Source organism: Streptomyces lanatus (assembly GCF_014655715.1).
GTDB classification, from domain to species: domain Bacteria; phylum Actinomycetota; class Actinomycetes; order Streptomycetales; family Streptomycetaceae; genus Streptomyces; species Streptomyces lanatus.
Genome location: NZ_BNBM01000001.1, coordinates 371,474 through 396,398 on the forward strand (window position 1 = coordinate 371,474; position 24,925 = coordinate 396,398).

Annotated in this window: 25 protein-coding genes and 4 pseudogenes; 5 read left to right on the forward strand and 24 right to left on the reverse strand. The window is 68.2% G+C overall.

Going from position 1 to position 24,925, the window contains the following annotated elements:
- Positions 1–50: 50 nt before the first annotated feature.
- The 15 genes and pseudogenes from IE325_RS46945 to IE325_RS46955 form a co-directional block, all read right to left on the reverse strand.
- Positions 51–521, reverse strand: a pseudogene (locus IE325_RS46945) (nucleotide-binding domain containing protein); the annotation flags it as partial.
- Positions 522–554: 33 nt separating this feature from the next.
- Positions 555–1,016 (reverse strand): Lrp/AsnC family transcriptional regulator, encoded by a 462-nt coding sequence (locus tag IE325_RS01620; RefSeq protein ID WP_190067804.1) that lies wholly within the window; start codon positions 1,014–1,016, stop codon positions 555–557.
- Between the two features lie 448 nt (positions 1,017–1,464).
- Positions 1,465–2,265, reverse strand: a complete 801-nt coding sequence (locus IE325_RS46600) for an aldehyde dehydrogenase family protein (RefSeq protein WP_308437622.1) — start codon at positions 2,263–2,265, stop codon at positions 1,465–1,467.
- Positions 2,266–2,341: 76 nt separating this feature from the next.
- Positions 2,342–2,950, reverse strand: a pseudogene (locus tag IE325_RS46605) (aldehyde dehydrogenase family protein); the annotation flags it as partial.
- A 58-nt stretch (positions 2,951–3,008) separates the two neighbouring features.
- Complete coding sequence (locus IE325_RS01630; RefSeq protein WP_190067805.1) at positions 3,009–3,875, reverse strand: ABC transporter permease; 867 nt, start codon at positions 3,873–3,875, stop codon at positions 3,009–3,011.
- Positions 3,872–4,765, reverse strand: a complete 894-nt coding sequence (locus tag IE325_RS01635) for an ABC transporter permease (protein WP_190067806.1) — start codon at positions 4,763–4,765, stop codon at positions 3,872–3,874. The genes IE325_RS01630 and IE325_RS01635 overlap by 4 nt, the downstream gene beginning before the upstream one ends.
- Before the next feature lie 3 nt (positions 4,766–4,768).
- Complete coding sequence (locus IE325_RS46950) at positions 4,769–5,155, reverse strand: TOBE domain-containing protein (protein WP_373315068.1); 387 nt, start codon at positions 5,153–5,155, stop codon at positions 4,769–4,771.
- Positions 5,053–5,907 carry an ABC transporter ATP-binding protein gene (locus IE325_RS01640; RefSeq protein ID WP_373315069.1) on the reverse strand — a complete coding sequence of 285 codons (855 nt, stop codon included), beginning with the start codon at positions 5,905–5,907 and terminating at the stop codon, positions 5,053–5,055. Before IE325_RS01640 ends, IE325_RS46950 begins: the two co-directional genes overlap by 103 nt.
- A complete protein-coding gene (locus tag IE325_RS01645) occupies positions 5,900–7,000 on the reverse strand; it encodes an ABC transporter substrate-binding protein (protein WP_190067807.1) in 1,101 nt (366 codons plus the stop codon). The genes IE325_RS01640 and IE325_RS01645 overlap by 8 nt, the downstream gene beginning before the upstream one ends.
- A 67-nt stretch (positions 7,001–7,067) precedes the next feature.
- Positions 7,068–7,267: pseudogene (locus IE325_RS45915) on the reverse strand (IS110 family transposase); the annotation flags it as partial.
- Between the two features lie 153 nt (positions 7,268–7,420).
- Positions 7,421–7,774, reverse strand: a complete 354-nt coding sequence (locus IE325_RS01650; protein ID WP_190067808.1) for a cupin domain-containing protein — start codon at positions 7,772–7,774, stop codon at positions 7,421–7,423.
- A 332-nt stretch (positions 7,775–8,106) separates the two neighbouring features.
- Positions 8,107–8,841: an SDR family NAD(P)-dependent oxidoreductase gene (locus IE325_RS01655; RefSeq protein ID WP_190067809.1), complete on the reverse strand. Its 735-nt coding sequence runs from the start codon at positions 8,839–8,841 to the stop codon at positions 8,107–8,109.
- 71 nt (positions 8,842–8,912) lie between these two features.
- Complete coding sequence (locus IE325_RS01660) at positions 8,913–10,019, reverse strand: alanine racemase (protein WP_190067810.1); 1,107 nt, start codon at positions 10,017–10,019, stop codon at positions 8,913–8,915.
- Positions 10,020–10,142: 123 nt separating this feature from the next.
- On the reverse strand, positions 10,143–10,616 hold the full coding sequence (locus IE325_RS01665) for a RidA family protein (RefSeq protein WP_229911613.1): 474 nt from the start codon (positions 10,614–10,616) through the stop codon (positions 10,143–10,145).
- A 1,180-nt stretch (positions 10,617–11,796) separates the two neighbouring features.
- Positions 11,797–12,006: a DUF2180 family protein gene (locus IE325_RS46955; protein ID WP_063776924.1), complete on the reverse strand. Its 210-nt coding sequence runs from the start codon at positions 12,004–12,006 to the stop codon at positions 11,797–11,799.
- A 427-nt stretch (positions 12,007–12,433) separates the two neighbouring features.
- Here IE325_RS46955 and IE325_RS01675 point away from each other — a divergent pair, with 427 nt between their 5' ends.
- Entirely contained in the window at positions 12,434–12,712 is a 279-nt protein-coding gene (locus IE325_RS01675; protein ID WP_190067811.1) for a hypothetical protein, read from the forward strand.
- A gap of 87 nt (positions 12,713–12,799) precedes the next feature.
- On the opposite strand, the gene IE325_RS01680 is transcribed toward IE325_RS01675, so the two are convergent.
- Entirely contained in the window at positions 12,800–13,135 is a 336-nt protein-coding gene (locus tag IE325_RS01680; protein WP_190067812.1) for a hypothetical protein, read from the reverse strand.
- Positions 13,136–13,155: 20 nt separating this feature from the next.
- Positions 13,156–13,842, reverse strand: coding sequence for a GntR family transcriptional regulator (locus tag IE325_RS01685; RefSeq protein WP_048584588.1), 687 nt, complete (start codon positions 13,840–13,842; stop codon positions 13,156–13,158).
- A 613-nt stretch (positions 13,843–14,455) separates the two neighbouring features.
- Here IE325_RS01685 and IE325_RS01690 point away from each other — a divergent pair.
- From IE325_RS01690 to solA, 3 genes are all read left to right on the forward strand, one after another.
- Entirely contained in the window at positions 14,456–15,136 is a 681-nt protein-coding gene (locus IE325_RS01690; protein ID WP_190067813.1) for a haloacid dehalogenase type II, read from the forward strand.
- A gap of 476 nt (positions 15,137–15,612) precedes the next feature.
- Entirely contained in the window at positions 15,613–17,016 is a 1,404-nt protein-coding gene (locus IE325_RS01695; RefSeq protein WP_229911614.1) for an NAD(P)/FAD-dependent oxidoreductase, read from the forward strand.
- A gap of 20 nt (positions 17,017–17,036) precedes the next feature.
- Positions 17,037–18,182, forward strand: a complete 1,146-nt coding sequence (solA, locus tag IE325_RS01700) for an N-methyl-L-tryptophan oxidase (RefSeq protein ID WP_190067814.1) — start codon at positions 17,037–17,039, stop codon at positions 18,180–18,182.
- Between the two features lie 308 nt (positions 18,183–18,490).
- Here the strand turns inward: solA and IE325_RS01705 are convergent, their stop codons facing one another.
- The 5 genes from IE325_RS01705 to aztB form a co-directional block, all read right to left on the reverse strand.
- The gene (locus IE325_RS01705; protein ID WP_190067815.1) at positions 18,491–18,706 is read right to left on the reverse strand and encodes a hypothetical protein; all 216 of its coding nucleotides are present in this window, start codon (positions 18,704–18,706) and stop codon (positions 18,491–18,493) included.
- Positions 18,707–19,144: 438 nt separating this feature from the next.
- Complete coding sequence (gene aztD, locus IE325_RS01710) at positions 19,145–20,344, reverse strand: zinc metallochaperone AztD (RefSeq protein ID WP_190067816.1); 1,200 nt, start codon at positions 20,342–20,344, stop codon at positions 19,145–19,147.
- Between the two features lie 92 nt (positions 20,345–20,436).
- Positions 20,437–21,396, reverse strand: a complete 960-nt coding sequence (gene aztC, locus IE325_RS01715; RefSeq protein WP_190067817.1) for a zinc ABC transporter substrate-binding protein AztC — start codon at positions 21,394–21,396, stop codon at positions 20,437–20,439.
- On the reverse strand, positions 21,393–22,622 hold the full coding sequence (locus tag IE325_RS01720; RefSeq protein ID WP_190067818.1) for a PQQ-binding-like beta-propeller repeat protein: 1,230 nt from the start codon (positions 22,620–22,622) through the stop codon (positions 21,393–21,395). Before IE325_RS01720 ends, aztC begins: the two co-directional genes overlap by 4 nt.
- A 20-nt stretch (positions 22,623–22,642) precedes the next feature.
- On the reverse strand, positions 22,643–23,500 hold the full coding sequence (gene aztB, locus IE325_RS01725) for a zinc ABC transporter permease AztB (RefSeq protein ID WP_003997240.1): 858 nt from the start codon (positions 23,498–23,500) through the stop codon (positions 22,643–22,645).
- Between the two features lie 14 nt (positions 23,501–23,514).
- On the opposite strand from aztB, the gene aztA reads away from it, so the two are divergent.
- Positions 23,515–24,258: a zinc ABC transporter ATP-binding protein AztA gene (gene aztA, locus IE325_RS01730; protein WP_373315070.1), complete on the forward strand. Its 744-nt coding sequence runs from the start codon at positions 23,515–23,517 to the stop codon at positions 24,256–24,258.
- 129 nt (positions 24,259–24,387) lie between these two features.
- On the opposite strand, the pseudogene IE325_RS01735 reads toward aztA, so the two are convergent.
- A pseudogene (locus tag IE325_RS01735) lies at positions 24,388–24,698 on the reverse strand (helix-turn-helix domain-containing protein); the annotation flags it as partial.
- A complete protein-coding gene (locus tag IE325_RS01740; protein ID WP_190067820.1) occupies positions 24,692–24,901 on the reverse strand; it encodes a hypothetical protein in 210 nt (69 codons plus the stop codon). The gene IE325_RS01740 and the pseudogene IE325_RS01735, both read right to left, overlap by 7 nt.
- Positions 24,902–24,925 lie beyond the last annotated feature (24 nt).

Consider the following 24,925-nt stretch of genomic DNA (forward strand, 5'->3'; position numbering starts at 1 on the left):
TCGTCGCCGAAGCCGCCTGCCTTGACCACCACGGGAAGGGGGAGTCGGCCGGTCAGGGATCCGCGGACGACGCCGGGTTCGGGTTCGTCGAGCAGGTCGATGCCGGTGGCGCCAAGGGGCTGGAGCACCGTGGTGGCCGTTTCTCCCCCGGTGATGACGAGTGCGTCGACCGTGTGGTCCTCGGCCAGCGCCTGTACGACTGCGGCCTGAGAACGGGCGAGTTCCTGTGCGGTCTGTGGCGTGTGGCGTTCATCGGGTGTCTGCAGGGTGAGGATGGGGGCCGTCATGCCGCGCAGCGTCTCCACAGCCGGGGCCGGATCGACGCTGACGGTGACACCCTGGACGTCCACCCTGGTGTGCAGCTCGGCCAACTGCCGCCGGGTCGCAGGGTTGGTGCCGCCGACCACGATCAGTGGACGTCGGGCCGGCGGCAGGGCGGGCGGTGACGCAGCGCTGTCCGTAGCGCGTGCGCACCTTCGGGCCAGGGCGGCAGCCAGACCTGGGGAGCCGACCCACAACACTTCGTCGAGCCGCGGAAGAGGCGATGACGCTGCTCACCCCGGTGGCGTTGTATTCCGTTCTCCTCGCGGGCGGTTGACGACGCTGGACAGGGTGAGCGCGGTGACCGTGTCCCGTACGCCGGGCATCTGGGCGATGTCCTGCCAGATGACTCGTACGCGTTCCAGCGAGGCGGCCTCCAGGCGCACCATGATGTCGAAGTCGCCGCTGAGGATCTCGCAGATGACAACCTCGGGGATGCGTTTGAGCGCGGCCAGGACATCACCGCCACGCATGCGGTCCTGACGGTGGACGAGTACGAGCGCCGAGACGACATTGCCGGTGTCGTCGCCCGCGCGGACGATGGTGTAGCCGGCGATGTGACCCCGGCGCTCCAGCCGTTCGATGCGCTGGCGCACCGCATTGCGGGACAGCAGCACCTTGCCGGCCAGCTCCGAGTGCGAGATGCGGGCGTTACGGGTCAGCTCGGCGATGATCTTCTCGTCGATGGCGTCCACGGTCGACCGTCTCCTTCACAAAGTCCGTGGAGATGGCAGCCCCTACGGCACGCGGATCGCGGGTGCCATGGGTTCCTGCGGAGCATGGTGCGTGCCGGTTGCTGATCAAGCTCAGGATGTGCCCGGCCGGGATCAGAGCCGGCGGCTCAACGCGTGTGTCGAGCCTCTGGACGCCGGGCGTGGCTGTGCAGGTTCATGTGTACGCCGACAAGAGGTCAGCCCGGCGGGGAAGAACCGAGGCTCCCCACCGGGCAGTCGTGGCTGCTTAACGTGTCGAAGATCCGTCTGGGCGGCCAGGCCGGCGACATCATGGCCGCCGCCGGAGACTGGCGGCCACCCGGGCGGACTTGGTCGCGCCGCTCGTGGCCGTCGCGGAACTGATCACCACTCCGGTCACTGCGTTGCCCGGCCAGGACGCGGGCGAGCCCTGCCGCTCGTGTCGGCTTGCTCAGGTGTTGAAGCCGGGCATGGACAGGTACTTGAGCTGCTGGTACTCGTGGAGGCCCTCGGGCCCGCCCTCGCGGCCCAGGCCGGACTGCTTGACCCCGCCGAAGGGTGCCGCGACCTCGGAGACCAGGCCGCGGTTGATGCCGACCATGCCGGCCTGCAAACGGGCGGCGACCCGGCGGGCGCAGTCGATGTGCGACGTCATCACGTACGACGCGAGGCCGTGCTCGGTGTTGTTGGCCACCGCTATGGCCTCGGCCTCGGTGGAGAACCGGTGGATGGCGGCGACGGGGCCGAAGACTTCCTCGTGCATGATCGCGGCGTCGGCGGGGACGTGGTCCAGCACGGTGGGGGCAGCGTAGTGGCCCGGCCCGTCAGGGATGTCCGCCGTGCCGGCGACGACGGCACCACGGGCCACGGCGTCCTCGACGAGGTGGCGGACCTTGTCCACCGCACGGTGGTCGGCCAGCGGGCCGAGGCCGGTGTCCTCACGGTCCGGGGGACCCACCCGGATGGCGGCCATCTGTTCGCCCATCGCGGCAGCGAACGCGTCGGCGATTCCCTCCTGGACCAGGAACCGGTTGGCGCCGACACAGGACTGGCCGCCCAGCCGCATCTTCGCGATCATCGCTTCGCGGACCGCGAGGTCGAGGTCGGCGTCGTCGAAGACCAGGAACGGCGCGTTGCCGCCCAGCTCCATCGAGGTGCGCAGCACCCGGGCACCACTCTGCTGAAGCAGCAGCCTGCCGACCGGGGTTGACCCGGTGAAGGACAGCTTGCGCAGCCGGGGGTCGGCCAGCAGAGCCGTGGGTGACCGCTGCTGCGTCGCTGCTGGTGATCACGGTCAGCACTCCCGCGGGCGCACCGGCCTCACGCGCCAGCTCGCCCAGGACCAGGGAGGACAGGGGCGTCAGCGCGGCCGGTTTGAGCACGGCGGTGCAGCCGGCGGCCAGGGCGGCGGCGACCTTGCGGGCGGCCATGGCCAAGGGCACGTTCCACGGGGTGATCAGCAGGCAGGGGCCGACCGGTTCGGCGACGGTGACGATGTGACTCTTGCCGTCGGGTGAGGGGGTGCTGCGTGCGTGGGGGCGGACCGCTTCCTCGGCGTACCAGCGGAAATAGGCCGCGGCGTAGTCGACCTCGCCCCGGGCTTCCGTGATCGTCTTGCCGATCTCCAGGGTGATGATCCGGGCCAGACGCTCACGGTGTTCGAGCAGTGAGTCGGTGAGCCGGTGCAGGACGGTTGCGCGTTCCCGCGGGCTGGTGAGGGCCCACTGGTCGGCGGCCGCGGCCACTGCGTCCAGCGCTTTGAGCGCGTCTTGTGCGCCGCAGTCGGCGACGGTGGCTATGACTTCCTCGGTTGCGGGGTTGCGCACCTCGAAGGTGCGACCGCCGGTGGCGGGTTGCCAGTCGTGGGCGAGGAAGCCGCGGGGGACGGATTCGAGGAGTGCCGACTCCCCTGAGGGAGCGGTGAGCGTGTCAGTCATGCGCGTGGCTCTTTCGCTGATCGCAGGATGGTGTGTTGAGAGCACGATCGGTGGGTGGTCATACGGCGTCGCCTCCCGGGTTGGCGACTCCGACCGTGTTCTCGACCGACAGCAGGGAGTCCTGGCGTCCGGAGCCGAGCCAGCGCACGAGGGCGACGAGGCCGAGGGCGAGGATGGCGAAGGCGATGAGGATGGCGCTGACGGCGGTGACGCTGGGGTCGATCTCGAAGGTGAGGGAGTTGTAGACCTGGACGGGGAGGGTGACGGTGTCGACGGAGGAGAGGAACTGGGAGATGTAGAACTCGTCGAAGCTGGTGATGAAGGAGAAGATCGCCGCCGCGATCATGCCCGGCGCCGCCAGCGGGAAGGTGATGCGCCGGGCGATCGTCAGCCGGCCGGCGCCCATGCTCGCCGCGGCGTCCTCCAGCCGTTCGTCGATGCCGCGCAGGGTCGCGATCAGGATCAGTACCGCGATCGGGGAGGCCAGCACCGTGTGTCCGAGGGCGATGGCGATGGGGCTGCCCAGCATCGCGGCGGGTTCGAAGAGGAGGAACAGGCCGAGTGCGGTGACGATCTGGGGGATGACCAGGGGGCCGAGGACCAGGGCGAAGACCGCCGAGCGCAGCGGGAGTTCGCTGCGGACCAGCGCGGTCGCCGCGGTCACCCCGATGATCAGAGAGAACACGGTGCTCAGGGCGGCGACCAGGGCGCTCAATGACAGCGCGGCCGGCCATTTGCTGCCGCCGGCGAACAGGGCCTTGTACCAGTTCAGCGTCCACGCCTCCGGGGGGAAGGAGGCGAAGGCGTTGTTGCTGAACGAGGTGACGAGGATGACCACGATCGGCAGCGCGAGGAAGAGCAGGATCACCGTGGCGACCGCGGTGAGGGCGATGCGTCCGGTGAGGGACTTGCGCAGCTCCATCATGTGGCGCTCCTCTTCCTACGGCTGGCGCCCAGCGAGGTCACGGCCTTGACCAGGAGCAGTCCGGCGAGGGTGAGGACCAGCAGGATGACGCCCTGCGCGGCCGCCCCGTTCCACTGGTTCTCCTTGGTCACCTGCTGGTTGATGAGGGTGGCGATCATCGTCTGGTTCGGTCCGCCCATCAGGGCCGGGGTGATGTAGTAGCCCAGCGAGAGGATGAAGCTGAGCAGTCCGGCACTGGCCAGGCCGGGGGCGACCAGCGGCAGATAGATGCGGCGGAAGATGGTCACCTTGCCTGCGCCCATGCTGGCCGCGGCCGCCAGCAGGCGGCGGTCCACACCGCGCATCACCCCGTACAGGAGCAGCACCGTGTACGGGAGCATCATCGAGGTGGTGCCGATTACCACACCCAACTCGTTGTAGAGCAGCTGAAACGGCGCTCCGGGGACCGACAGGCTGGTGAGGCTCTCGTTCACCAGGCCCTTGTCACCGAGCATGATGATCCAGCCGTAGGTACGTACCAGGGCGCTGACGAAGTGCGGCACTACCACGACCAGCATCGCAAGTCCCGCAAGGATGGGCTTGAGCCGGGAGATCGCCTGGGCCAGGACGAACCCGAACACCAGGCTCAGCGCGGCCGTCTCGGCGGAGATCCGCAGCGTGGTGAACAGCACGGAGAGGTTCACGCCGGTGAGTGCGTCGGCGTACCAGTGCAGGGTGAACGAGCCGTCGGCGTCCTTCAGGCTGAGCAGCAGCGTGGAGAAGATCGGGTAGACGAACAGCACCAGCAGATAGACCACAACTGGCAGCGCGTACAGGATCCCTACGCGGGTTTTGCGGGAGGCCAGGAGCTTGCGCGGGCGGGCGGGGGTGGTGGCGGTGAGGGCGGCCATGGCTCACTCGCCCTGTTCGGTCGGGAAGAGGTTGACGTCGTCCGCATCGACGGTGATCCCGACCCGCTCGCCCGCCACGGGGCTTCGGCCGGCCGGTACCTCCAGACGCAGCAGCGGCGCCTGACCGCCGTCGATCCGCACGCCGGCGCGGACCAGGGTGCCCACGTACGTGGCGGTCTCCACCGTGCCGGTACAGAAGCCGTCGTCGGTGGCGCAGGCCCGCAACCGGCCCGGCTGCACAGCCACCTTCACCTGGGCGCCGGAGGGCAGCTGGTGACGGCGCGCCTTCAGCAGGCCACCGGACTCGTCGAGGCGGACCAGGGTGTGCTCGCCGTCGTGCTTGTCGATGCGGCCGGGCAGGAAGTTGGCCGCGCCGAGAAAGTCCGCCACGAAGGGGGTCTTCGGCCGCTCGAACAACTCACGGGGGTGTCGAACTGCTCGATCAGGCCGTTGCGCATCACCGCGATGCGATCCGACATCACCAGCGCCTCTTCCTGATCATGCGTCACATAGATGACCGTCAGGCCGAGCTCCTGCTGGATGCTCTTGATCTCGACCTGGAGCTGATCACGCAGCTTCTTGTCCAGGGCACCGAGCGGCTCGTCCATGAGGATCACCGGCGGCCGGTAGACCAGCGCCCGGCACAACGCCACACGCTGCTGCTGACCACCGGACAGCTCACGCGGCTTACGGCCACCGAACCCGGACAGGCCCGCGATCTCCAGCGTCTCCCCCACCCGGCGGCGAATCTCGGCCTTCGCCACCCCGCGCAGCGTGAGCGGGAAGGCGACATTCTCGGCGACCGTCATGTGCGGGAACAGCAGGTACTGCTGAAAGACGAAACCAAGACCCCGCTTCTGCGGCGCCAGCCGGGTGACGTCACGGCCGCCGACGGTGATCGTGCCGGAGTCCGGCTCGCAGAACCCGGCGATCATCATCAACGTCGTGGTCTTTCCCGACCCCGAGGAACCGAGGAAGGTGACGAACTCCCCCGCCGCGATCTCCATCGACGCCTCGTCGACAGCGACGACATCCCCGTACGTCTTACGCAACGCGACCACCGACAGCGACTTGCCGGTCGCAGTGGCCGGCTTGCCGTCGGCCACCTTCACCGACGGTGCGGCGATACCGAAATCAGCCACGAGCCCACTCCAACCAACGCTTGGTGACGGCCGATTCGTTCTTCAGCCACCAGTCGACATCGGCGTCGAAGCCCTTGTCGTAGTACTTGGGCGCACCCGCGGACGCGTTGCGCTCGTCGTCCGTGAGCTTGGCGTAGGCCAGCGGGGACGACGGGTTCGACGGGAAGAACTTGACCAGGTTGGCCTGGCTCTCCGCACGCAGCGAGAAGTCCATCAGCTTGTAGGCGTTGTCCGCGTTGGCCGCGCCCTTGGCGATGGCATAGCCCGAGAACTGGCGGCGCGTACCGTTGAGCTGCCGCTCCACCGGGACGCCCTGCTTCTGCAGGTCGGCGAGCCGGCCGTCCCAGACGGTGGACATCGTCACTTCCTGCCGGCTGAGGAGCACGCCGGGGAGCGGGCCGCTGTCCCAGAACTTCTTGATGTCACCCCGCAGCCGGGTCAGCACCTTGAAAGCACGGTCCACATCCAGCGGATACAGCTTGTCCATCGGGACACCGTCGGCCAGCAGCGCGAACTCCAACTCGGGCAGGTCACCGTCCGGACTGACCATCGAACGGCCGCCCTGGAACGCCTTGGTGTCCCAGAAGTCCGCCCACGACTCCGGCTTCTTACCCCCGAAAGCATCCGTGCGGTACCCGATGCACTGGCCGTAGAAGGCGTGGCCGACGGCATACTCAGTGATCTGGGCCTCGGGGATCTTCGCGCTCTTGACGCTCTTGACCCGGTCCAGGTCCAGCGCCTCCAGCGCGCCCTGCTTGACGTACTTCGTGTGCGACATCATCGAGTTGTTGATGAGGTCACACTGCGGGCGACCCTGCTTGATCTGCGCCAGCAGCGGAGCGTCGTCCAGGTTCAGCACCTTCACCTCGATGCCCGTCTCCTGCGTGAACGGCGTGTAGATCGCCTTCTGCAGCGCCGCGCCGTAGGAACCGCCGCTGTCACGGACGACCACCGTCTTCCCGCCCTTGCCACCACCGGACGACACACGGCTGGTGCCGGTGCCGCAGGCGGCGAGGGAGGGAAGAGCGGCGAGGGCGGCGAGGCCGCCTGCTCCACGCAGGAGCGCTCTACGGCCGATCTGGGGATCACTCATGGCAATTCTCCTCATACGGGGATGCATGGGACCAGCTGTGCGGGGCTTTACCTCGCAGGTGCGGCGGGGGATCGTGCAGGGCGACGAACGCGGACGGAAGCATGACCCGCTTGCGTTGTCGGCCGCCGCTTTGGGCGCGTGTTCGCCGTGGATCGAAGTCCCCGACGACCTGTGTCGGGGCGACGCCGGCCAGAAGACCGGGTGAGTGGCGGTGGGGAAGCCGGAGCCGTCGCAGGCGGTGACCGGCAGGGTGGCGGCGGTTTTCACCAGAGCCGCAGTATGAAGGCCTTCGTCAGGGTGAGGCAGAGCGGGGCCTGCGGTTGAGGGACGTGCCGGGCGGTCCATCTGCCCCGGGTGACGTTGCTCAGCAGGTAGCTTCGCGAGAGATCCCGAACACGATCGGGTCGCGCGGCATCGGCGTCACATCACGGTCACGTAGATCTTGCGCACGGTTTCGATGGTCTTCCAGACGCCGACGTAGCCCGGCTTCATGACGAAGCTGTCGCCGGCCTTGTAGATCACCGGCTCACCACCTTCCGGCGTGAGTTCGACGATGCCGGAGAGGATGTGGCAGAACTCGAAGGTCTCGCCCTTGATCGAGCGCATCTCGCCGGGTGTCGCTTCCCAGACGCCCGTATGGATCGACTCCCCGCGGGCGACGTCCTGGGCCCAGGTCTTGAAGGCGGGGTTGCCGGAAACCAGGCGTTCCGGGAGCGGGCCGGACTCGCGCGGCGCGAAGGAGGGATGGGTGTCGATGGCCTTCAGGAGCGACATGTCTTTCCTTCTTGAGCTGGAGAGGTTGGTAGCCGCGGCCACGGTCGATGAGCCGTTGCCGAGCGGCGTCTGGCACGCATTCGTGGGCGTGACCCGTTCGCGGCGTGCGGAGGCCCGCGACGCGTCGCGGCTGGTGCCGGGGTGGCCGGGGGCTCGGATGCTGTTGTCGGCACGGGCGCCCTGTGGGTGGCACCGTTCGAGTGCGGCGAATGGGGGACGCGCTCGACGCGTGCTCGACCGTTCATGCCGCGATCGGCGATCGCCCGAGGCAGAAGGCGAGACGGAGAGCAGGTCGATCAGCCCATTGCTGGAGATGATGCCCAGCAGGGTGGTCAGAAAGCGGTGTACCCGCCGTCGACGGTCAGGACCGATCCGGTCACGTACGACGACTCCGACGATGCGAAGAAGAGCACCGCGTCGGCGACCTCTTCGGGGGTGGCGAGGCGCTGGAGCGGGATCTGGCTCTCGCGCTCGCGGCGGTAGGCCTCGGGGTCGGGGCTTCGCTGGATCACCGCTTCGATGATCGGGGTGGCGGTCAGACCGGGAGCAACGACGTTGACGCGGATGTTGCGCGCAGCCCATTCGATCGCCGCGCCCTTGGCGAGCATGATGAGGCCTCCCTTGGCGGCGGAGTACAGAACCTCCCCGGGCTTGCCGACCATGCCGAGCCGTGAACCGACGCAGACGAACGAGCCGCCGCCCTCGGGCATCAGCGGCGCGAAGTGCTTCATCACCAGGAACGCGCTGAGCAGGTTGCTCTCGAGCACGTTCTTCGCGTCGTCGTAGGCCATCTCGGTCAGCGGACTGCTGGCCTGCAGGCCGTGGTTGAGGACGACGACATCGACGGTGCCGAAGGACTCGGCGGCCTGCTTGGCCAGGCGCTCGACGAACGCCTCGTCATTGAGGTCTCCAGGAACATACAGGTCGTCGGGCTCAGCGCTGTCGAGCCGCTCCCTGCGGCCGGTGAGCAGCAGCCGCGCGCCCTCGCGCCGGAAGTGGGAACTCACCGCCTCCCCGATGCCACTGCTGGCGCCGGTCACCAGGGCCGCGACGTTGTTGAGTCTCATGTAAGGCGCTCCTTTACGGGGGAGGTAGGTCGGGTTGCGGGCTCGGCCACGAAAATCTCGTCCCGTGCCGGTCAGTTGAGGAATCCGCGGGCGTCGACCGGCCACCGCTGCAGGGACGTGCCCGTGCTGTCGGTGACGATCAGTTCCTCGAAACCGAGGACGACCGGGCACACGTGGTTCGGCACCACCGGTACGACGCTGCCGACGCTGGGGCGGAACTCGCCGTCCGGCAGCGGGACGAACCCGTGGTACTCGTTGACCTTGGACAGGACCGCCTTCGTGCCGGCGATGCCGCCGTAGCCGATCTCGGGGCTGCCTTCTTTGCTGAGGGCCTTGTTGCCCACATCGACGATGACCTGGCCGGGGACCCAGTCACTGACCACGGTCCCGGCAACGAACAACGCGATCTGGTCCTCCGTACAGGAGCCCAGCCGGACGTTGTTCAGATCGCCGAAGACGTACTCGCCGGGACGGATCTCGGTGATCACGCCGCTGGTGGAGAACTCTAGGGTGGGAGTGGAGCCGGCGCTGACCACCTCTGCGGTGACCCCGACGCCTTCGAGGCTGCGTACCGCGGTGGTGAGCGCGGCCTCCTGGTCCTGCGCGGCGCGGTGGCGAGCGTCGCGACCGGCGCCGCCGTGACCTGGATAGGTGAAGACGCCCACCGGTACCAGACCGCGCTTGCGGGCGGCGAGCGCGAGATCGCCCGCAGCCTCGGGCGGCGCCCCGGAACGACGCGCGCCGCAGTCGACCTCGATCACGACCTGCAGCCGGTCCGGTTCGTCGCCCATCGCGTCGGCGAGGGCCTCGATCCCCGCGACGGTGTCGACGCCGACCCGCAGCCGGGCGGACTCGGCCAGCCGGCGGATCCGGGCTCGCTTCGTTCCAGCGGCCCAGATCGGGTAGGCGAGGAAGATGTCGTCGAACCCGGCCGCGGCGAAGACCTCGGCCTCACCGACGTTTCCCGCGGTGATCCCGACCGCGCCGGCCTCGATCTGGCGTCGCCCGATCTCCACACACTTGTGCGTCTTGACGTGCGGCCTGACCTTGAGGTTGCGCTGGTCGGCGAAGCCCTGAACGCGGTCGATGTTGCCCTGCATGACGTCGACCAGCACGATCGGCGCGGGGGTGTCGATCCGCTCGACCAGAGCGTCGAGTGCTCGTTGCAGCCGGTTCACGCTGCCCTCCTTGTGGTTGTGCCTGGAATGATCGAGGGGCGCGGGTGTTGACTCCCTCTGGATGCCGAACGTGCACGGCCCGCGATGTCGCGCGCACTTGCGTACACCGCCGTCGGGCCCGCCCTACACAGCGGTGCAGACCATCTGGATCTCGACCGGACTGTTGAGCGGCAACCCGGCGACACCGATCGCGGTGCGAGCGTGCCGTCCGTTCTCGCCCAGCACCTCGATGAGCAGGTCACTGGCCGCGCTGGCGACGTTCGACTGCTCACCGAAGTCCGGTGTACTGGCCACGAAGACCAGCATCTGCACGATCCGGACCCGGTCCAGATCGCCCACCGCCTGCACAGCGGCGGCGAGGCAGTTGAGCGCGGCATGGCGCGCGAGCTCCTTGGCCGTCTCCAGCTCGACGTCCCTGCCGACAGTGCCCTGCCCCAGCAGCCAGCCGTCCTGGTAAGGCAGTTGGCCCGAGATGTAGATGCTGGAATCCACACTCCGGTGGTGCACGTAGTACGGGTTGTCACGGAGCTCGGGAAGGGCCAGACCCAACGCCTGAAGCCGATCGGAAGCCGAGTCGGTGTTCGCTGCCGAAGTCACGGACTGGCTCATCGCGCCCCCTCCGCGAACAGAGCAGGGCACAAACCAACACAGTTCCCTATAAGAACCTGCATCGTATGCATCTTGATCATCTGCACTCGGTTCTCCTCTCGAGTAACAGTGGCGACAAAGCACCATATGGTGACTTAAAACTGCCACCGTATTGTCGTTTGTCGACCATATGGGTGCCCGTCGAGCACTGTCAATACGGACTTCAGCCCCGAGTGCGACCTCGGAGCGCCACGTGCAGCTCCGCCCGGCGCCGCCGGAAGCGGCGGTCGACGTCGCGACCCGGCCCACCGATCTCATCAGGTTCGGCGTGGACGATCATGTCGAGCGGTTGACACGGATGGTCGAGCCGATCCGGATCCGGCAGGCAGGCAGGCGGATCCGGCAGGAAGACGACCGTGACGCTGATGCAACTCTCCGACGAACAGTGGAAGTTGACCGCACCGTTCCGGCCGACGGGCGAGTACGGCCCTACCCTGAGCGACTGCGGAATCAGCTCGACGGCGCGATGCGGCGGTTCAGGGCAAGCACGCAGCGGCGTGAGATGGCAGGCGCGTCCGGGACTGGCCGACCGCCTACGGGCGCTTGCAGGTCGGGGGGGCGCCGGTCCCTTCACCGCGATACGGGAAGGCCTGATCGCCGAAGTCACCCGCCAGGGCAAGGCGGAGTTGTGCCTGGTCAGCGTGGACTCCACGACCGTCCCTGCCCCCAGGACACGCCGGAATGACCGTCGGTGGGGACATCGTGGAGGGTCGATCACGACAGCACAGGCGCCGGCATCCGGCGGTCCGAGTTGCAGCATGCGACAGCTCGGACCGCCCGGCGGTCAGTGGGTGTCCGCCCGGCAGTCCGGGCACAGATCCTTATCGGGTGGTCGCGGCCTCGTCGATCACGCAGCCCTGGAAGTCCCCCGACCCAAGGGGCGCGCCCGGCCCTCGCTGCAGTTGACGTCCTGGCCACCCGGCGATTGATCCGTTCTCGTTCTGCTCCTGCGACCTCTTGTCGTCCGCGGTTGCGCCTCCAGCGTGACGCAATGACCATGGGCACGACTGAGGCCCGGACGCCGCGCCAGTGATCCGGGACGGCGTCCGGGCAGGCCAAGAACGGGCGCACGAACAGACAGCGCGCATTCGACGACCGAAGATGCGGTGCGATAAGCGCACCATGCGGGTCAGTGGGCCGTCTCGGCCATGTCGCAGGTGTGGCATACGACCCTGCGTGCAGGGATGCGGCCGTATGCAGCACCCATGCCGACCTGGCGGGTGATCTGTACCTGACGTACGCGAGCGTGGTTCTCGCAGGTGGCCAAGCCGCAACGCGAGCACACTCCGATGCCGGTGGTGTCGCTGCGGGCCTCCTGGAGGCAGTCGTAGCACCTCATGTCCAACTCCGATTTCAGCAGGGGCCAGGTGTGGCGGCCAACCAACGTGAACAAACCCACCCAGGCCACGCACACCCACTCAAGGAGCTTGAAAAGTATGGCCTAGTTTAGACTTTGTCAAGACTGAGACTCGATCGCGATCGTATGGCCAGTGCGTGATGCAGCGAAGCAGTGAAGCAGCTTGACCTGACTATCAGTCAGCGTTCGCTGTTCAGAGGTACGGCGGCCCGGTCAGCGTCCCCGCGCCTCGCGACCCGCGCTCCAGGCGGCGTCGCCCGTTGAACGTCGGCACGGCGCGGATGGCGCTGCCGGGGTGCGACTCCAAGGCCCTTCACCCTGCGCCCACCATTGCCTCGCGCCGCTTAATGGACCAACGCGCCCCACCACCGGCGATAGTCTGCGGACCCATCCCAGAGAGGCGGGTCCAGTGAGCTTCGACGCAGAACGATCAGCGCGCATCGCAGCCATGCAGGAAACCGCCCGGCCCGTCTGGGAGTCGACCGGCGACACGGACGCACTCCAGCAGTTCCTCAAAGACAACGGCTGCCACGGCGTGGAAGCCACAGTCGTGACCATGGGGCTCTTGAACTGCGATCTTGCCGAAGCTCAGCGAGCCTTCTTCAACGCCCCATGCCGCGATGCCGAACGCCGGTTCCACAACCACGCCCTGGCACTGCTCGAAGCGGCCGCCGACACCGACGCCTGACAGCACCGGCGACAGACACACTTCTTTGACACGGCCATCAAGACTCCAGCGGCTTCATCGAGCCTCACCGACGTGTCGCCCGCGGCTTCAGGAGCCGTGCCGACCACCCGTGCAGTGGTCCATGCCGCGCTCGGCGCGGTTCGCCAGCGAGCAGAAGCTCGCCAGCCGTCTGCCGACAGCCCTGCCGGCGGGCATGCCGCTGCCGGCGGACCGGAGCTGTTCCGGATCTCCACCGTGACTCGCAGCCGCGGCGACGGGCGCCGACCTGCTGTGGCAGGTCAAGATCGCCGTGGTGACCCGCAGCCAGGTGACGTCCGAGCGGGTGGCGGAACCGGTGATGACGGTGACCTGGCTGGACGGCACCAGCGCACCGAGCCGTACTGCTTCGCGTCCACCCCGCTGAATGAGGTTGCCTTTGGACACTTCACGCAGGCTGCATGGCCTCATGCATGCCGGTGCGCGTGTTCCCCTTGGTCTCCCGGCTGGGCTCGCAGTCCCATGGGGAAATGGGCGGCCAGTTCCTGACGGAACGCGTCGGTGTCGCCTTCCAGGGCAACGGTGGCCAACCTCTCGTGCTCGACGACCAATTGATGCGGGTTGTCGCTGTAAGTGCGGTGATCGACACTGAGGTAGAGGCGCAGCTTGGTCTCCCAGCCGTTCCAGAGACTCTGCAGGATGCCGTGCCCCGAGAGATCGTAGAAGAGCCTGTGGAAGCGAAGGTGTGCGTCGATACTGGCCGGGATGTCGTCCTTCTCCATTGCCCGGCGGAGATCCTCGACGGTCTGCAGCAGCTGAGGCCGCTCAGGACCGCGCAATGCTTCGGCCGAGAGTTCGGCGGCGTAGGGCTCGACACGTAGCCGGACCGAGTCGATCTCGGCGACCTCGCGAGCGCTCACCTCTACGACGAACGCCCCGCGGTAAGGGATCTTTACGACGAGCCCTTCCTCCTCCAGCTTGGTCAGCGCCTCGCGCAGCGGGGACCGGCTGATCCCGAGATCCGTGGCGATGTGCGCCTCGCGCAGTTGGCCACCGGGAGGTACGGTCCCATCGAGGATGGCGGCACGCAGTGTGCGGTAGACGCCGTCCGGCGTCGTCATCCGCTGCTCCTGCCACTCGAACTTGTGGTCCACCCCGTTGCCCTCCGTCGGCGCCTGTCGACCATTTGGTCGTTTGTCGACTATACCTCCGCTTGGTTTTTGGCATCCACGCTCAAGTTGGTCCTCGGGCACGGAGCTTCCTGAATCACAGCCGTGCCGTGCCCCTCCCAGCTCACGGGTCGCGGTGACACTGGGGCAGCCGCCAAGACGCCTGCAGCCGACCGAGGGAGCGCGGCGGTCCGTAGCTCGGCGGTGCACAGGATGTGCGACGCAGCACCTTCGTGCCTCCGGACGCCGAGAGGACAGTGTCCTGGCTCGCCGGCCTCCGCCCTGGCACCGCCGCCACGAGCGCAGGGCAAAGCAGCCGAACACCTCCTGGCCTACGGACGGCATCACCGCAGCCCTGCTCAGCCACCGCAGGCTCACCAGCTGACACGACGTCTGGTTACCAGACAAGAAAAGGGAGCCTCATGACCATGGTGGAGAGGGGCACCGAGGAACAGGGGCGGGACAGCGGTTCGAGGGAGCGCCGACTGGCCATGAGCTAGGCGTTGACATTCCAAATCACCTGGTCGACAATCGACCAACAGATGGTCGACAATCGACCAGAGCGCCAAGCTGCTCCGCTGAAGCACTAGGAGGACCAGTGGGATTCGACATCAAGCCCAAGTTCGCGACGTTCGACATGAACGGCACACTGATCAAGTTCAGCATCAACGACACGATGCGTGAGGTCCTGGGCGACCGGCTGCCGGCCGAGGTCGCCGATGAGTTCCTGCGGATCTGCAAGGCGTACCGGATCGACGAGTGCACGGGCGCCTACCAGCCGTTCCACCAGGTCGTCGCTCGTTCCATGGAACGCGCTCTGCACAAGGTCGGTCTCGAGTACCGCGAGGACGAAGCGCGTGCGGTGTACGACCGTATCCCCACCTGGGGCCCGTACCCGGGTGTCACCGAGGCGCTGAACCGCCTGGCCGAGGAAGTCCCGCTGGTCATCATCACGAACAGCGACACCGCGCACGCCGTGCGCCTCGCGGAGAACCTCAAGGCCCCGTTCGAGGTCGTCATCAGCGCCGAGGAGATGGGCGTCTACAAGCCGCGACTCCGCGCGTTCGAGTACATGTTTGACAAGCTCGGTGTGACACCCGACGAGCTCGTGCACGTCTCCGCGAGCCCGATGTATGACCATCGCTCCGCGGCCATCATGGGCATCAAGAACAAGGTGTACATGGACCGCGGCTGGGAGCACGACGAGCACTGGCTGGGCTACGAGCGGATCACCGACATCGCCGACCTCCCCGTCCTCTTCGGCCTCCCGCGTCCCTGACACCTGAGCGGAGAACTGAGGACTGGAGCCACCCGTCATCGCCCGCAACACGTACTTCGTGCAGCACCGGGTTGCGGGCTCAGTCACCGATATCTCGGGCCGACTGCCTTCCGGGACAGTGAGCCGCTGAGTGAGGGCGTTGTCGGCCGGGACGTGATCTGGACCGGTCCGGATCGTACAGACGCTGGTCCTGGTGGCCGGCACGCCGGACTTCGGCGAGCAGTCGAACGTCGCCAACGCGGCCAGTGAAGCAGGCACCCGACACCCTCGTCGAGCGAATGACACCCGGCGCCGATCGTGCCGGCCGACGTGATGCAGGACAACATCGACCGTATGCAGTGCTTCGCCGCATCGTCCTCTTCCTCGCATCGTCGGAGTCCCCGTCCATCACCGGGACAACCCTCCTCCGCCGACGGCCGCTACACCGCCTTCCAGCACCGGCCCACGCGGTTCCCAGACACAGAAGAAGGACGCACATGAACGCCCTGGCGGCACCACCCCGAAACGGAGAGCTCGGCTTCTGGGTGGCCCAACTCGCCGACAAGAAGCCCTCGTTCCCCCGTTTCACCGGCCAGGACTCCGTCGACGTGGCCATTGTCGGCGGCGGCTACACCGGCCTGTGGGCGGCGTACTTCGCCAAGAAGCTCGAACCGTCTCTCTCGGTCGCGGTCTTCGAGGCCGAGCAGGTGGGCTACGGCGCATCAGGACGCAACGGTGGCTGGCTCTCGGCAATGCCCCCGGGAAACCGTGCCACCTTCGCCCGCGCCGGAGGCGGGTTGGAAGCCAGCCGGGCGCTGCAGCAGGAATTCGTCGCCGGTGTCGACGCCGTCCTGGACATCCTCCAGGCCGAGGGCATCGATGCCGATCAGCACAAGAGTGGCGCGCTCGTCGCCGCCCACACTCGGGCGGGGCTGGGCCGGCTTGTCGCCAGGCGTGATGCCGACCTGAAGTACGGGCTGACCGACGACGAAGTCCACATGCTCGACCGGGACGAGTTCCGCAGCCGGATCGACATCTCCACCGTCCACGGCGGGCTCTTCTACAAGCACTGCGCGCGGCTCCACCCCGCGAAACTCGTCTACGGCCTCGCCGACACCCTGACCTCCATGGGGGTCCAGATCTACGAGGGCAGCCGAGTGGACAGTGTCGAGGGCAAGAACCTCAGCCTGGCCAACGGACGCGTCACCGCGGCCAAGACGTTCATCTGCACCGAAGGCTATTCGGGACAGCTGCTGGGCAGCCGGACCCTGATCCCTGTCAATTCCTCGATGATCGTGACCAAGCCCCTGCCGGAGGAGGCATGGCAGGAGATCGGCTGGGACGGGCCCCAGTGCCTCAACGACTCCGCGCACACCTTCATCTACGCCCAGCGGACGGCGGACGGCCGTATCGCCATGGGGGGCCGCGGTGTCCCCTACCGGTTCGGGTCCGGCACGGGAGGAGCCGGTGCGACCGCCCAGTCCACCATTGACCTGATCTCGCAGAAGCTCAGTTCCTTCTTCCCGGGCATTCCCTTTGAGGTGGACCACGCCTGGTCGGGCGTCCTGGGCGTCACGCGTGACTGGAACGGCGGCGTGCACTGGGACCCGGCATCCGGGATCGGCTCGTCCACCGGCTACGCGGGACACGGTGTCACGTCGGCCTACGTCGGCGGCAGGACTCTCGTGGAGCTCGCCTTCGAGATGGAAACCGAGCGGACCACCCTTCCCTGGGTCGGCTACCGGGCACCGAAGTGGGAACCGGAACCCATCCGCTGGCTGGGCGTTCACGCCATGTACCGGCTCTTCGGCATTGCCGACCGGTGGGAAGAGCGCAGGGGTTCCAGCACCACCTCACTGCTGGCCAGATTCGGCAGCCGACTCGCCGGACTTCACGAGTAGACGAAAAGGAAACTGCTCTCATGGACGCAAAGCTCGCAGTCATCGGCTTGGGCAGCATCGGAAGCATGGCCCTGTGGCAGGCCTCCCGGCTGTCCGACTCGGTAGTGGGCTTCGAGGCCGCCACCCCGGCCCACGGCCGCAGTGCCGTGGGCGGGGACACCCGCCTGTTCCGCATGGTCTACCTCGGGAAGCCCGACTACTACCCCATCATCGAGCGCTCCCGCGGCCTGTGGGCCGACCTCGAAGCGGAAACCGGGCAGGAAATCCTCACGGTTACCGGGGGCCTGTCCATCGGGACGGCGAACGGCAGCTTCATCACCAGCCTCCTCGAAGCAACGCGCATCACCGGAGCCGAGCACTGCGTCCTCAGCCGGGAGGAGATGGCGGACCGCTACCCCCAGCACAACCTCCGCCCCGACGACTGCGCCGTCTATGACCCCCGCGCCGGCGTCCTACGCACCGACCGCGCCGTCAGTGCCGCCGTCGCGGCGGCCCGGGCGAACGGCGCCACCGTCCTTCAGAACACACCCGTGGACAGCATCACCGAAACCGACCACGGCGTGGTCGTCACCTCGGGCGACAGAACCTGGACGTTCGAAAAGGTCATCGTCGCCTCGGGCGGCTGGTCCCGAAGGCTCATGCCCGACCACCTCAAGGCCGTCACGGAAACCCATCGGATCGTCCTGACCTGGTTCATCGCCCAGGACGGCATGCAGTTCTCGCCGGAGAAATTCCCCGTCTTCAGCCGGCTGTACGGCGATCGCTCCCTGTACGGCGCACCCGCCGTCGATGGCGTGACGGTCAAGGCATCGGTGGACGGACCGCTGGACGGACGCGGAAGGGAAACCCCGGACCCGGACTCCGTGCCAAGGGAACTCACCCGGGAAGAAGTCGAGAAGGTCACCGATATCGTCACCGAATTCTTTCCCGGTCTGACCCCCACCATCGTGCGCTCCGACGCCTTCCCCGACCTTTTCACCGAGGACAGGCATCCCCTCCTCGGCTGGCTGAACGAGAACAGCAGGGTCTACTGCGCCACCGGATTCTCCGGAAAAGGCTTCAAGATGGCCACCGGCTACGGCCACATCGCCGCGCACGAGGCTCTCGGCAAACAGACCATCGACGGCCTGGACTTCGTGCGTCCGGACCGCTTCAAGACCAGGTAGCCCACCCACTTCCGCCGCCTCGGCGCAGTAGCCGCGGTATCGCCATCGGGCTGACGGTCGTTGCGAGACTCATCTCTTGATGTCCCGCAACGACCGTCTGTCGTCTGCTGAACTGTCCACCCGTAAAGTGGCGCCGGCGATGCCCGGCGACAGGGCGGACAATGCACGGGGCCGAACCGTCTGGGGTGCTGCGACTCCATGATCAGCGCTCCGCCGGTGCGGAGCGCGCCGGCCCAGTTGTGCCAGAGCCGAGCCCGCTGCATGGACGGCAGGTGCCACAGGTCCGGGAGGAAGTTCAGCAGGTCCGCTCATGATGCGGTCACCGTGCCGATCACGCGGTCGAGGCCGGAGGCCCGCAGCGCCTGGTCGGGGTCGGCGAGGAGTTCGGGGCCGCCCTCGGCCACGACCGTGCGGTTCATCAGCACCACCTGGTGGCAGGTGCGGGCGGCGCCCGCCAGGTCGTGGGTGGTCATCAGCAGTGCCCTGTTTTCCGCGGCCAGTCGGCCGAACAGCTCGTTCAACATCTCCTGGGACGTCGGCTCCGGTGAACGGCTCGTCCTGGAGCAGGATGCGCGGGCCGGCGGCCGGCGCACGGGCCACCAGGACCGCTGCCTCCGGCCGCCGGAGAGCTCGCCGACGGGGCGTCGCCGCAGCGCGGTGAGCCCCGGTCAGATCCAGGGCCTCGTCCACCGCCGCTCAGTCCGTCGCGCCCGGGCGGCGTAGCTGGCCCATCTGCCGGGTACGGCCGGTGAGGACCGCGCCCGCGATGTCGATGGGGAGCCCCAGGCCAACTCGTGGGGCACGTACCCGATGCGCTGACCGGCCCGCCGTCCGGTCCGCCCTTGACGGTCACCTCTCCCCCGGCCAGCCGCCCAAGGCGAGGCCGTGGCGCGCCGGCATGGCCGTCGTAGACCCGCGGCCGGACCCGGCCCGGGCGGGACGGCCTCGCCGGGGGCGGAGGATCAGTGGCCGGCGACGACGCCGGACAGTTCGTTGGTGCTCTTCGGCAGGGTCACGGACGTGATCTTCTTGCCCGATTCGATGTCGATGGCGTGCAGTTGGCGCTTGCCCGGCTCGGAGACGTACGCGGTGTTGTCGCGGACGAAGAGGGTGGGCCGGGGCTGCTGCCAGTCCAGCGGCTCCTGCCAGTCGTCCACGACGGGGATCTTCTTGTCGACCTTGCCGGTCTCCGGGTCGATGACGTGGAGGGTGCCGTTGGTGCCGAGGAGAAGGGCCTCGCCGTGGGGTCCGCGGCCGAGCGAGCGGAAGGAGTAGCTGGTGCCCAGGTCGACCAGGCGCAGTTTCCCGGTCTCGGTGTCGATGAGGGAGATGCGGGTCGGCCGCTCCAGTTCGGCCTCCGGGTCGGTCTTGTAGTCGCCCAGGAGGATGGTGGATGCGTCGCTACCGCGCTGGTTTCCGATGCGGCCGTAGTCGTCGGGAGCGTCGACCTTGGTGAACTTGCCGTCCTTGTAGATCAGGAGGCCGTCCTCGCAGCCGATGCCGACGACCTCACCCTTGGCGGCGGCCTCGCCGTGGACGCCGGGGCAGTTCTCGTTGCGCTTGATCTCCTTGTTGTTCTTGTCCAGGACGAGGGCGCCGGTGCGCTTCTCCTCGGTGCCGAGGGTGGTGAGGAGTTCGCCGTTGGTCAGTTCGATGGCGACGCCGTGGTGCGGTTCGGCGGAGGTGTAGGCGCGGCCTTCCGGCTTCTTGCCGCCCTTGAGGTCGGCGGGGTCGAAGACGTTGACCTCGCCGGTGCCGTCGGTGAACAGGACCGTCTTGCCGGCGTGCTGGACGACGTGGCCGGGCTTGGCGCCCTTGTACTCGACGCCGGTGAAGGTCTGTTCGGCGGCGTTCAGGACGCGGAATCCGGAGTCGGTGGAGACGATGACGTGGGAGTCGTCGCCGGCGGGGTTGAGGCGGTTGAAGCCGGGCAGCTCGATCGTGTTGGCCAGCTTCAGGCTTTCGCCGTCCAGGACGTACAGGCCGCCGTCGAACGTGGCGACCAGCGGGTCCTTGACCGCCACGGCCTTGGTGCCCGGCGCGTTCTTGGCCTGCGTGTCGGACGAGGAGCTGTCCTCCCCTCCGCAGGCGGTCAGGACCGCGGAGACTGCCAGGGCGAGGGCTGTGCCCGTGAAGGCTCTGTTGCGTATCGGCTTGTTCACCGGGGTGTTCCTTTCTGTGCCGCGCGGGCGCGGCAGTGGGTACGGGTGTGCGTGAGCGGCCGTCGGCCGGTGTGCACGTCAGGGGCTCTGGTTCAGGCGCCGGTCAGGCCGTCGGTCATGGCGGTGGTGTTGGCGCGCATCATCTGCAGGTAGGTGCCGGCGCCCTTGCCCTTCTCGGTCAGGGACTCGGAGTAGAGCTCGACGACGCGCACCTGACCGTCCAGCTCGGTGCGCAGGACCTCGGCCAGCCGCTTGGGCTGGGAGGAGTCCGCGAACACGGTGGGTACGCCGGCCTTGCGCATCGCCTGGGTGAGCGAGCGCAGGTCGGAGGAGCTGGGCGAGGCCAGCGTCGTACCGCTCGGGATGACCGCACCGATCACGCGGAAACCGAAACGTTCGGCGAGGTAGCCGAAGACGTGGTGGTTGGTCACCAACGCCCGCCGCTGTTCGGGTATGCGGTCGAAGGACTTCTCCATCCAGGCGGCCAGGTCGGCGAGTCGGCCGTCGTAGCGGTCGGCATTGGCGCGGACCGCCTTCTCGTCCACCCCGTCCACGTGCTCGATCACCTGGTCGGCGATCATGCCCACGGCCTTGCGAACGCGGTCGGGGTCGGTCCAGAAGTGCGGATCGGGCTGCCCGGCCTCCTCCTCGGGGCCGCCGTCGTCATACGTCTGGAAGGTGAGGGGGTCCACCGCCTTGCCGGCCTCGAAGGTGGCCACGCCTGCCTCGCGGGCGGCGTCCACATGCCGCAGTACGTTCTCCTCCAGACCCAGCCCGTTGAAGACGACCAGGTCGGCACGCTCCAACTCGGCGGCCTGCACGGCCGACAGGCCGAAGGAGTGCGGGTCGGCGTTCGGCTTCATCAGCACGGTCACATCGGCCTCGTCCCCCACGATCTCCTGGGTGATGTCGCCCAGGATGTTGGTCGTCACCACCACCCGGGGCCGGTCGTCGCGGCTCGTACAGCCGGTGCCGGCACCGGCCAGGGCGAGGGTGAGCAGGACCAGCAGGAGGGTGCGCGTCCGCCGCGACCCTCGCGTCCGTGTGGTCATCGTCCGGTCTCCACCATCAGGGCCGGCTCGATGTCCAGGTCGAAGGTGCGCGCGATGCGCAGGTTGTCGTTGTAGTCGATCTCGTACACGCGTTTGCCCTTGGAGTCGTTGAGGTAGGCGCGGCTGCGGTCGACCTCGATGACCGGTCCCGCGTCCCCGTCGCCACCGGTCTCGGGGGCGCCCGTCAGAAGCGGCTTCGTCCTGGAGACCTGCTTGCCGGTGGCGATGTCGTAGCCGTGGACTGCTCCGTCGGTCTCCAGGACGATCAGGACGGAGCCCTCACCGGCGGTGTTGGCGGAGACGACGGAACCGGTCCGCACCCGCGTCCACGTACGCTCGGTGACGTCCAGGACCCAAACGGCCCCATCCCCGGCCGGCGCCGTGAGCGTGTCGCTGCCGGGCCGGTGCCGGAAAGCCGTGGCCCGCTCCGTTTCGGGTACGTCGCTGCCGTACGGGATCTTCTCGGCCGTGAACCTGCCGTCGTCCTCACGGACGAGCAGCGCACCGTCGGCGCACCCGAGGACGACTCCGCGCCGGGTGACGGCGTCGCCCCGCACCTCCTCGCACCGGGCGTCCGGCGACGCGGTCCGCCGGCCCTCGCGGTCGTACACCGCGACCTTCCCGTCGTCCGTGACGCCGAGCAGGTGCTCCGCGTACGGCACGACAACCCCCGCGTGCGTCCCGGGAAGCGGGCGGGCGGAGCCGACCTTGCCCTTCTCCAGAGCGGCCCGGCGGTAGATCCTGGCGCGGCCGTCCTCGTCGGTCACCGCCGTGACGGCGGCATCGCTGCGGACACGGGTGCCCGGGCCTCCGGGCACCCGGCCCACGTCACGTATCGCCGCGCTGTAGTAGTGGACGTGGTCGCCGTGGTCCACCATCCATGCGCCGCTGTCCAGGACGCGCGTGCTGCCCGCGGTGTGGAAGTAGCCGAAGCGGCCGTCGGTGGTGAGTTCGGTGGTGCCCGAAGTCCGGGACACCTTGTGCGTCTTCCCGGTGATCAGATCGAGTACCCGTGTGTCGCCGGTGACCGGGTCGTTCAGCAGCAGCCGCGACTGCTGCTCGGCCTTCTCCTGAGCACCCTCGACGTAACCGTGCGGAGCGGAGGCCGAGGCGGGGGCCTGCGGGGCGGACGCGCTGTCGTCGTGACTCGCGCAACTCGTGGTGAGCAGGGAGATCGCCACGAGTGCGGCGGGCGCCCAAGGTATGACGTTGTTTCGGACAGGCAAGGGGATCGCCTCAGGTTCTTTCAGTCGGTCGCTGTGGCGTGAGCGCCGAGGAGGCGCGCACGGCGGCGGTGACGGAGAGCGGATGCCAGGTGGGAGAGGAAGAACAGGCTCACCGCGAGGGCCGAGACGGTCGCGCCGGCCGCGGTGCTCAGGTGCCAGGACAGCAGCAGGCCACCGAAGGTGGCGGTGACGCCGAGGAGCGCCGCGAGGGCCATGACGCCCCGCACACTGCGCGCCCAGGGCAGCGCTGCGGCCGGCGGAGCGATGAGCAGGCCGAGCACCAGCAGCGTGCCCACGATGTGGAAGGAGGCGACGATGGCCAGCGCCAACAGGCCGAGCAGCACTGCGTGAGCCAGGCGGGGCCGCAAGCCGAGCGTCTGGGCCTTGCGTGAGTCGAAGGCCAGGGCGAGGAAGGCCCGGTGACCGAGGACCGAGACGGCGAGTGCCAGCAGCAGCGCCACACCCAGCAGCACCAGGTCCTGCTCGCGGACGGCGAGGACGTCACCGAAGAGGAACCCGGTCAGGTCGACCGCGAAGGACTGCGACCGCGACACGATGATGACACCGAGCGACAGCATCCCCACGAACAGCAGGCCGATACCCGTGTCCTGAGACAGCCTCGGGTTACGGCCGAGGGCTGTGACGCCGGCCGTCATGACGGCCGCGCTCAGCAGCGCCCCCAGCAGCAGGTTGCCGCCGAACAGCGCGGCGAGCGCGACTCCGGGCAGCAACCCGTGCGACATGGCGTCACCGAGAAAGGCCATCCCCCTGAGCACCACCCAGGTGCCGGCCAGGGCACAGATCGCCGACACCAACATCCCGCCCCACAGCGCCCTCTGCACGAAGGTCACCTCGAAGGGACCCGTCAACCACTCCATGCCAGCAGACTATAATGAATATCATGTTCAAAACACAGGGGCCCCCTCCCGCCCTCGCCGAGACCGGGACGCCCCGGGTTCGCTTCACGGAGCTTTCCGCCGGATACCCCGGCCGTCCCGTTCTGCACCAACTCGATGCGGAAATACCGTCGTTGGCGATCACCGCACTCGTCGGCCCCAACGGAAGCGGGAAGTCGACCCTGCTCGGAGTGATTGCCGGAGTGATCCAACCCACATCAGGCCGGCTCCACCACGTCGGCAACCGGCCGCCGGCGTTCGTTCCGCAGCGCAGCGCCGTCGCCGACGTACTGCCGCTGACGGTCAGGCAGACAGTGGAGATGGGGCGCTGGGGCGACCGCGGACCGTGGCGCCGACTGACCCGACAGGATCGCGCCACCGTGGACCAGTCCATGGAGAGGCTCGGCATCACCGACCTCGCCACCCGTCAACTCGGAGAACTGTCCGGCGGACAGCGGCAACGCGCCCTGATCGCCCAAGGACTCGCCCAGGAATCGGATCTGCTCCTCCTGGACGAACCGACCACGGGACTCGACCTCGATGCGAAAGACCGAATCTCCGCGCTGCTGACGGAGCTGGCCGCCGACGGGGTGACCGTCGTCCACGCCACCCATGACCTCGAAGCCGCACGCTCGGCGGACGCCTGCCTCCTGCTCCGCGACGGCCACCTTGCAGGACAGGGGCACCCCGAACAGCTCCTCACCGCCTCGGCACTCGCTCAGATCTGGCAACCGGCCTGACACGACTGCCCCGTCATGTCTCGTGGCGACGGTGCCTCACGTGCCGCTGTTGCATGTAACCGCGCGGTGCCGGTGGAAGCCCGAGCCGTCGCAGCGCCTGCGTCACGGCACCGTCGGGCTTTCTCGGCGTCAGGAGCGATGCTCGACAACTTCACAGCCGCCGACGTGGAGAACGGCTGACATAGGTCCGACCCGGTCCTGGCGTGCCGCCTGGAACGTACGCCGATACGCCTGTGGGGAGACGCCGATTGCCGCGTGGAGGTGCTGGCGCAGGGAGGCGCCGGTGGCGATGCCGACCCGGCCGGCGATCTGGTCCACCGACAGGTCGCTGGACACCAACAGGTCCCGGGCTCGGGCGACGCACTGCCGGATCAGCCCGCGGTCGGGGCTGAGCGCACCTCGTCGTTGAAGCGGCGGGCGAAGGTGCGCCGGCTCAGGCGATCTCAACGAGGCCAGGAACGGTGGTGTAACGCCACGGTCCACGCGTCAGCGCGAGATACCCGGCGGCCGGCAACGGCTGCGGCGCGGGCCCGCGCAGGCCGGAGGCGAGGACGGACGCCGCTCCGGCCGGGGGCGGGGCGCCGGGGATCAGCGACGGCGGCTTCCCGGCATCGGGGATCTTGAAAGTGTAGGAGGCTCCCATCAGCGCCGCGTGCGGCCGGTAAAA

What these genes read in the sequence shown, in the direction of transcription:
- IE325_RS01630 (WP_190067805.1), bottom strand. Translation starts at nt 3,875, where the DNA reads ATGATGGAGCTGCGCAAGTCCCTCACCGGACGCATCGCCCTCACCGCG.
- IE325_RS01635 (WP_190067806.1), bottom strand. Translation starts at nt 4,765, where the DNA reads ATGGCCGCCCTCACCGCCACCACCCCCGCCCGCCCGCGCAAGCTCCTG.
- IE325_RS01645 (WP_190067807.1), bottom strand. Translation starts at nt 7,000, where the DNA reads ATGAGTGATCCCCAGATCGGCCGTAGAGCGCTCCTGCGTGGAGCAGGC.
- IE325_RS01650 (WP_190067808.1), bottom strand. Translation starts at nt 7,774, where the DNA reads ATGTCGCTCCTGAAGGCCATCGACACCCATCCCTCCTTCGCGCCGCGC.
- IE325_RS01655 (WP_190067809.1), bottom strand. Translation starts at nt 8,841, where the DNA reads ATGAGACTCAACAACGTCGCGGCCCTGGTGACCGGCGCCAGCAGTGGC.
- IE325_RS46955 (WP_063776924.1), bottom strand. Translation starts at nt 12,006, where the DNA reads ATGAGGTGCTACGACTGCCTCCAGGAGGCCCGCAGCGACACCACCGGC.
- IE325_RS01695 (WP_229911614.1), top strand. Translation starts at nt 15,613, where the DNA reads ATGAACGCCCTGGCGGCACCACCCCGAAACGGAGAGCTCGGCTTCTGG.
- solA (WP_190067814.1), top strand. Translation starts at nt 17,037, where the DNA reads ATGGACGCAAAGCTCGCAGTCATCGGCTTGGGCAGCATCGGAAGCATG.
- IE325_RS01705 (WP_190067815.1), bottom strand. Translation starts at nt 18,706, where the DNA reads ATGTTGAACGAGCTGTTCGGCCGACTGGCCGCGGAAAACAGGGCACTG.
- aztC (WP_190067817.1), bottom strand. Translation starts at nt 21,396, where the DNA reads ATGACCACACGGACGCGAGGGTCGCGGCGGACGCGCACCCTCCTGCTG.
- aztB (WP_003997240.1), bottom strand. Translation starts at nt 23,500, where the DNA reads ATGGAGTGGTTGACGGGTCCCTTCGAGGTGACCTTCGTGCAGAGGGCG.
- aztA (WP_373315070.1), top strand. Translation starts at nt 23,515, where the DNA reads ATGAATATCATGTTCAAAACACAGGGGCCCCCTCCCGCCCTCGCCGAG.
- IE325_RS01740 (WP_190067820.1), bottom strand. Translation starts at nt 24,901, where the DNA reads ATGGGAGCCTCCTACACTTTCAAGATCCCCGATGCCGGGAAGCCGCCG.